General features: G+C 52.1%; 1 protein-coding gene. It reads right to left on the bottom strand.

What is annotated here, in order from left to right; translation table 11 throughout:
• A partial coding sequence (bsmA, locus tag V5P19_RS23845) for a biofilm peroxide resistance protein BsmA (RefSeq protein ID WP_334408036.1) occupies positions 1 to 261 on the bottom strand: 261 nt, incomplete at both ends.

The following is a 261-nucleotide window of genomic DNA, read 5'->3' as shown; positions in this document are numbered from 1 at the left end:
GTACAAAATGGCTTGTGAATACCACTGTCCTGTCACGATGGTTTCGTCCACCATGACGACAACGTAATAATCAGCTTTTGCAGCGACAGCTTTCGCTTTGATTTCTGCTAATGCGTCATCCGGAGAACCCCGAACCATCGTGCTTACGCTACCTATTCGCTGTAACCCTTGCGTCTGGTCGCGGCGAATCTCTTGCGGATGGTCCGTTACTGGCGGTGCTGGCTGTGGCGTACCTTGCAGTGCGCTACAGGCACTTAACAT

Origin of the sequence: Enterobacter sp. UNJFSC 003 (assembly GCF_036903355.1) — a bacterium.
Taxonomy (GTDB): domain Bacteria; phylum Pseudomonadota; class Gammaproteobacteria; order Enterobacterales; family Enterobacteriaceae; genus Enterobacter.
Note: the sequence above shows the minus strand (reverse complement) of the source record. Positions and strands in the feature narration are given on the sequence as shown.